The following is a 6,868-nucleotide window of genomic DNA, read 5'->3' as shown; positions in this document are numbered from 1 at the left end:
GGACTTGTGTAAACGACGCCGAAGGCCGTCGGCCGAGGTGAGGTTTACACGTTGTTAGGTCTAGTTTTTTCTCTGCTATGACTGCTCGTCTTCTTTCTGTTTTTAGCCTGATTTTCAAAAATGAGCCCGAAAACAGCTTGCCGAGCGCAACCGGTGTTTTCTGTTTTTGCCTTCTTTTCCGCAAAACAGGCCGAAAACGCATTCTGTCGGTCTGCGCGCATTGAAGATAAATTCTTTTTGCGCATACGCAGCGTCAATTCCTCTTCTGCAACTTTCGCTGGTCAAAGTCGAGGTGCGTTCCCAAACTTTTGCTAAGCTAATTTTCTACTTTGGCTGATTCCGTTTTTCCTCTTCTGCTACGCGTGCTGATTCTTTTTCCTGCAAAGCGAGAACGGTTCTTCATGTTTAAAATTAGACCTAACTACAGTGTATAAGGAGCAGTTCCGGTTATTGGCACTTTGGTTGGAGCACACATTACTGCTTTCCACAGCCCTTCACACCGAACCCTGTTCCCGAATAGAGCCGGAACATACTATTTTCAACGATATTTACTTCAGCTAATATAGCCATTGCTCATAGATTGTCAAGCGGGCTTACGATGCCCTCCAGGGCATGGCTGGTGATGTGGGTGTAAATCTCGGTGGTCTTGCTGGACCTGTGGCCCAGCAGGGCTTGAATGTAGCGCAGGTCCGTCCCTTGCTCCAATAGTTGGGTGGCGAAGGAGTGGCGGAGCGAGTGGGGCGTCACCTTTCTTTTTATTTCCGATTTAGCCAGGCAGGCGTTGAACACGTGGCGGATACTGTCGGCGGTGTACTGCCCGCCCTGGGGCCCCTCAAAAAGCCACACTTTCGGCCGGTACTCCCGGTAGTAGGTTCTCAGGCTACCCAGCACCCTTTTGGAGAGCAGCGTGGTGCGGTCCTTCTTCCCCTTGCCGCCCCGGATGAGCAGCAGGTTACGGTCTTTTTGAACGTCTGTAATTTTTAGGTTGATTACCTCGCCGATCCGTAGGCCACCCGCGTAGAGCAGCTGGAGCAGACAGCGGTGCTTCAGGTTATCGGTGGCCGAGAGAATTTTGGCCACCTCCCCCTTGCTCAGCACAGTAGGCAGACGCTCGGCCTTTCCCGGGCGCTCCACCTGCGTCAGGTCCAGACCGGGGCGGCCCAGCAACCGCTGGAAATAGAACTTGGCTGCGTTGATGCTCTGGTTGACCAAGGAGAAGGAGTACGCCTGGCTCTGCACCATATCACGGTGATATCGGTTTATCTCCTTGGCGGAGAAGGCGTTGACGGACCTCAGCCCCTGTTCCTGGTGGGCGTTCAGGAAACGCACCAGCAAGGAATGGTAGGTGCGGATGGTAGACATAGAGTAGTTCAGCAGCTGCAGCTTCTCCAGGTAGGGTAGCGGGCAGGAGATATAGCCCGTGTTCTTAGGGTAGGTCTGCTCCCAAAGCCTCCGCATCACCGACATGTCTTTTACCCGCACCGTAGAGGCAAGCCAGACCTGGGCTACGTCTCCCAAACTGTCTAACAGGAGGTGCATATCCCCCGAGCAAGGCCCTAGGGCAAAGCACCGCTGCTCCGTGAGCCACCTGCAAGGACCACCCTCCCTCAGCTTCCGGTAGATACCGGCGTTATAGGCGAAACTGACCTGCAGCATCTCTTTCCCTCCGTGCAGCAGAGGCTGCAGGCGCACCACCGGCAGGTCTGGCAGCTTACCTAGCGGCTTGCCCTGCCTGCTTTCCTCACTTACCACGGCCCCCAGCTCCGGCCTTAGCCGCTTGGGCCGGTTCAGGAAGCGGGTGTCTACCAAGGCTATCCCCTGGAAAGCCTTGGTAGACACCCGCTCGATGGCCTGCGGGGTCCGGTGCGCCACGAAACACTTGTAGGTCTTGCTGTACCTGGCAGCTCCGCTCTCTTTCAGCCTGTTGGAGATGCGGGGGTCGGGCTTGTGCCAGATGCGGATGAACTCCCTGCCCCCGTGCTCCAGGGGGTTGAGGTATAAGGTAGGGGCGGAGGTAGTGTGTTGGTACATAGTTCTTTGGCTCTAAAGACTAAGATATCGTCTGCCTAAGCCTTAGCCGTAAACTATCCGTATATGTCCGTAAGTATCCGGATAACCCGGATATAGGCGGGTATATTCGGATAAACAGCGGGTATGGAGACTAAGGCGAAAGTCTGCGGCCACTGCGGGGAGCCCATCGCGGGCAGGGCCGACAAGAAATTCTGCTCCGACCAGTGCCGGGCAAGGTACGGGAACCAGCGGAAGCTGCAGGACCGCGGGGAGCGGGCCATGCGGGAAGTAAACAACGCTCTAAGGCGGAACCGGCAGATTCTGCAACGCTTCAGCCCGGAGGGAAAGACCACCCTCCGGCGCGAGGCGCTGCGCAGGCGGGCTTCGACTTCCGCTACCTCACCCATTTCTACCGCACCCAGAAGGGCAACACGTACCATTTCTGCTACGACTACGGTTACCTGCTGCTGGAGGGGGAGAAGGTACTCATCGTTAACCACCAGGCCTACATGGAAAGATAGGGGCAACCTCTTTTCGGATTAGGGATGGGGAAGCCGTGGATTGGGGGAAGACGCAGCGAAGTGGCGAAACATCCCTGGCTGAGCCTACCTGGGGTGGTAATCCCCAAGGGCAACTTAGGTTTACACCCGTGCCTTATGCCATATAGGCGGGGGCGTAGTCGCCCCGATGGAAATACTTTGGGTCAGACCGGGTGGGTATGTTTTTACTGGTTTGCTTCTTTAGTTGACTTCAGTAATGCAGAAAGTGCAAGAAGTGCAATCCTCTTAAAAGCGTTTGTTGCAACTTTTTACCTATTAGAAATGAGCGGCCACTCCCTCGCGTAAGCCTTTGGCCCAACAACTCACCTAAAGCACCTTATGATACTTTTATAGGGTACTTCATTTCTGGTATCTGCAAAACATGTAGCGAAAGTAAGTGACAGGAATTCGTCAAACAGGCAGCAGACGGGATAGCTGATGTAAAATTATTTTGAAGTAAAAATTCATTCGCATAAGTCTACCCGAACGCACTTTTCCTGATCTCTAGAACTTCGCAATCAAAGGCAGCCACCCTAATCTGATACATCTATTTAAGAATCCACCATTCTGTTGTTTTTGTTTCTCCCGGTATTACTTTCTGCCCCATTATGGGCGTTACCATTTCTATGTTGTTCTTTGAGGCCAAATCAGCCACCATATTGATAGATTCATCCCATGGATGTAAGGCTAAATCAAAGGTGGAGAAATGGATTGGGAACAAGATTCTGGCATTTACATCCTGGCAAGCTTTGATAACCTGCTCCGGGAAAAGGTGGGTGTTTGGCCATCCATTGTTCCACGCATCTATCTCCATAAAAGCTAGGTCAAAGGGGCCGTATTTGCTGCCAATCTCCTTGAAATGCTCTCCATAGCCCGTATCGCCGCTCCAGTACACGTTCTTCTCTTTCCCCTTGATTACATAGGAAGCCCATAGAGTCTTGTTTCTGTCATTGTAACTTCTTCCTGAGTAATGCACCGTAGGGCAGGCTGTTATATTCAGTGATCCGTGTGTCACAGATTGGTACCAACCAAGTTCTTTGATTTTGTTTTTCGGGACTCCCCAGCCCTGTAACCTGGCCCCCACAGCCAGCGGTGCGATGAACTGGATGTCCTTATCAGCCAAAAACTTAATGGTTTCTGCTTCTAAGTGATCATAATGGTCATGGGTGATGATGACAACATCAATGTTTGGGAGTTCTTCCCGAAGCAATGGAGACACACTCATCCTTTTGGCGATCATAGGTAAAGGACCCGCGTTCCCAAACACCGGATCAATTAAAACACGGTGCCCGTCAAGTTCAATGATAGCTGTGGAATGCCCTAACCAATAGGCCGCATAAGACGAAGGTACTTCCGGAAAATCCTTTTTCGTAAGCATGCGTTTCGGCAACTCAGACTTTGGGGCATTGGGAGAGGTTTTGAAAAATCTTGCAAAACCAGAGTTTCCCCCAGTTACCTTATCAGCGTAATAGACTATCTCTTTGGGGCTAACGAATTCATCTTTCCCAGGTGAATAATAAGGGATTTTGGAATATTCCCTTTTGCGCTCATCTTGGGAGTCTACTTTGCCAAGCTGGTTATTTACATAGCAACCGGTTACGCCTAAAGCGAGGAGCAGTGCTACGGCTATAAAACATAAAATATTTTTCCTTTTCATTCTGAGGTTCTTGTACTTTCTATGCTAATAGAAGAAGTGGTCGCCTAAAAGGTTTGAACGGCATTCTACATGGTAGGATTGCAATGAGTTTCAAACTTAAAGATTCATCTAGTATTTTAACCAAACTCCACCAATTTCTAACAGCTTTATATTCGTTGCATGCAGACAAGTAGAGGGTCTTCTTTGCAGCTATTCTCCTGCCTTAAAAGCAATCGGCGTTGTCCATGGTTAAAGGAAAGTACCCTCTATGTTTCTACAGCTCTTGAGGATTTCAGTAGAGCATTAGACCCCAACTTACTTATCTATTATAAGGTGAGTCTTACTCACCTTATAATAGATAAGGGTTAACAGGTAAACCCAGAAGACCATGCTGGTTTTCTAGTTAGTTTTAAAAAAACATAGGGAAAACGCCGCTACTATTTTTGTTTGTTCAAACTGTAGGAAGCCGCATTGGAAGTATCACTCATCATGACGCCTAGCAGATTGGCCCAATCTGGGGTGGCAGGCCGGGTAGTGCTATTAACCTGGGGAGAACTAGAACTTTCCCCACTTTTCCCGCAGGTCGTGAGAACCCCAACCATGGAGAGAACCGTTAAAATCTTCTTCATAGAGTATGTTTTTCCTTTTGGGATTGTCTTGACTAAACTGGATGCCGTGTTTCACCAATTGGGGTGCCCACACATTCCCCAGGTATTTGTGCTTAGCTCTGGTCGCTGGTTTAATCCTTTGAATGCCATAAGATTTGGTCGGGGTGATTTTAATGGCGGAATGGGAACGATATAATAATCGTTCCCATTCCGCAGAATTCTATAGTTTATGTAATCCGCCTAGATTACAGGATTTAGAAAACCTCTACTGTTTCCTTCTTTGTTTTTCCCTGGCTCTCCGCATTTAGTGTATAGGCAAACAAAGAGAGAAGTATTATCAAGAAGGTAGGTTTCATATTTTCATAAAGGAGCAGAGACCCGGTCTTACAAAACGGATTATGGTAATTTCCGGAGGGAGAAAAGACAAACATCATTTTCTCTCAACGGAACTTCTTTTTTGAATTGCCCAGAGGCCCCAATCTTGATCAACTCTGAGGAGAGAGGGCTTCCATCGCTTTGCTTTTTGAGGAAAGCCACCTGTTCTCTGGTTAACTGGCTCGGTTTGTTCAATTGATAATAGGCTGTGTAGGGATCATTCTGCTTATATCCTATTTTATAAGTTTCAAGGTAGTAATCCCCCGCAGGTATTCCGGAAAGGTCAACCGTCACCATTCCTTTGCTTTTTGAAGGCAGATCCTTTACATAGTAATCCTGGTTGTTAACTTTAACAGGAAGGGTATAGGTAAAGTCCCACAGCAAAACCTGCATATCGCCGTTGCCGCTCTTGCACACCCAGGACAAGCTATCGGCATTTTCCAACTCCGTTTCGCCCAGTTTGTTCATGAAAGAGAAGGCATGGTAAGCGGGCTTTTTGATGCCCTGCGTGTTCATCAAGCCGAACCCTCCGTGGAAGGGGGTGACCCTTGGCGCGGCTTCCTCGAAAATATCCGTGAATACCCAGTAGGACATGGAGTTGGCGGTTTTCCCGACCTGCTTCATTTTCTCCAGTATGTAGGGAGCCTGGTGGTAGCTGTCATGGATCGGGTCCGAGGGGGTGTAGGAGGAACTCCATTCGGTGTAGTGGAGCTCCAGGTTAGGCATGGTGGAGTTGGAAATTTCTTTCCGCGAGTTGATCACATCCCTGCTCACGCTCAGCCTGTCTTTGCTTAGAACAGTGCCGGCGCTTCCGAACTCATCAAGGAAGCCCTGGTCAACTCCGTAGGAATGGGTACTTATGAAATCTAGCGGCACGCCGTTCTTCTGGCAGTATTCTATCATCTCGGGTTCCCATGCGGCCCCAGCGGTGCCGGGGCCGCCCACCTTGTATTGGGCATTCACGCTCTTTATAGCTGTAGCGGCGTGTTTGTACAGTCTGAAATAGTCCGCTTGCGATCCGGCCCAGAAACCATCCAGGTTAGGTTCGTTCCAGACTTCGAAGTACCAGGTTTTCACTTCCTCCGCCCCGTACCTCTCCGTAAAATGAAGGGTCAGGTTTTTTATGAGGCCTTCCCATTTGCTGTAATCCTTGGGCGGGGTGACGTTCCCCCTCCACCAGAAAATGGTCTTATCCCCGCTGGCCAAGGCAGAAGGCATGAAACCGAGCTCCACGAACGGCTTCATGCCTGTCTCAATGATATTATCGTACAGGGCATCGATGTACTGGTAGTTATAGACAGGATTGCCGTTCCTGTCTTCCCTGTAAACCGCCATGTCATCGGTCAGCAGCCCGTGCATGCGGATGTACTTGAAACCACATTCTTCCTTGGTCACCTGTAGCTGCTGTTGCCAGTCTGCCCTTAAGCCTTCGTTTGCCCGGCCGGCACCGATGCATTCCTTGAACATCTGGCTGAGCGGGCCTTTTTCCTTCCGGAAGTCTGCCGTTATGACTCTGTTTCGTCCTTTCCTTCCGTTCTGGGAAAGGGCAGTTGTGTGGGAGGCTAACACTGCAAGCAAGCAGCAAATCCCTAATTTAAATCTCATGCGTTATTTCTGGTTTCCAGGTGAGGACTTTAAAATTTTCTTCATTAAATATTTATTTGCCTTTTGGGATTGTCTTGGTTAAACAGGTTGCCGGG

4 protein-coding genes are annotated in these 6,868 nt (G+C 49.8%); 1 reads left to right on the top strand and 3 read right to left on the bottom strand.

Annotated elements, in window-relative coordinates; genetic code table 11:
* Positions 1-573: 573 nt before the first annotated feature.
* Positions 574-2,031, bottom strand: a complete 1,458-nt coding sequence (locus tag ACW9SV_RS13945) for a tyrosine-type recombinase/integrase (RefSeq protein ID WP_479557378.1) — start codon at positions 2,029-2,031, stop codon at positions 574-576.
* 1,065 nt (positions 2,032-3,096) lie between these two features.
* Complete coding sequence (locus ACW9SV_RS13940; protein ID WP_479557377.1) at positions 3,097-3,927, bottom strand: MBL fold metallo-hydrolase; 831 nt, start codon at positions 3,925-3,927, stop codon at positions 3,097-3,099.
* A gap of 729 nt (positions 3,928-4,656) precedes the next feature.
* On the opposite strand from ACW9SV_RS13940, the gene ACW9SV_RS13935 reads away from it, so the two are divergent.
* The gene (locus tag ACW9SV_RS13935) at positions 4,657-4,989 is read left to right on the top strand and encodes a hypothetical protein (protein ID WP_479557376.1); all 333 of its coding nucleotides are present in this window, start codon (positions 4,657-4,659) and stop codon (positions 4,987-4,989) included.
* 200 nt (positions 4,990-5,189) lie between these two features.
* Here ACW9SV_RS13935 and ACW9SV_RS13930 read toward each other — a convergent pair whose 3' ends face one another.
* On the bottom strand, positions 5,190-6,773 hold the full coding sequence (locus ACW9SV_RS13930; protein ID WP_479557375.1) for a GH39 family glycosyl hydrolase: 1,584 nt from the start codon (positions 6,771-6,773) through the stop codon (positions 5,190-5,192).
* Positions 6,774-6,868 lie beyond the last annotated feature (95 nt).

This window comes from Rufibacter sp. JT20002 (assembly GCF_056491185.1).
Note: the sequence above shows the minus strand (reverse complement) of the source record. Positions and strands in the feature narration are given on the sequence as shown.

Bases quoted from the DNA above. Each gene is read 5' to 3' on its own strand.
- ACW9SV_RS13945 (WP_479557378.1), bottom strand. From the start codon at position 2,031: ATGTACCAACACACTACCTCCGCCCCTACCTTATACCTCAACCCCCTG.
- ACW9SV_RS13940 (WP_479557377.1), bottom strand. From the start codon at position 3,927: ATGCTTACGAAAAAGGATTTTCCGGAAGTACCTTCGTCTTATGCGGCC.
- ACW9SV_RS13930 (WP_479557375.1), bottom strand. From the start codon at position 6,773: ATGAGATTTAAATTAGGGATTTGCTGCTTGCTTGCAGTGTTAGCCTCC.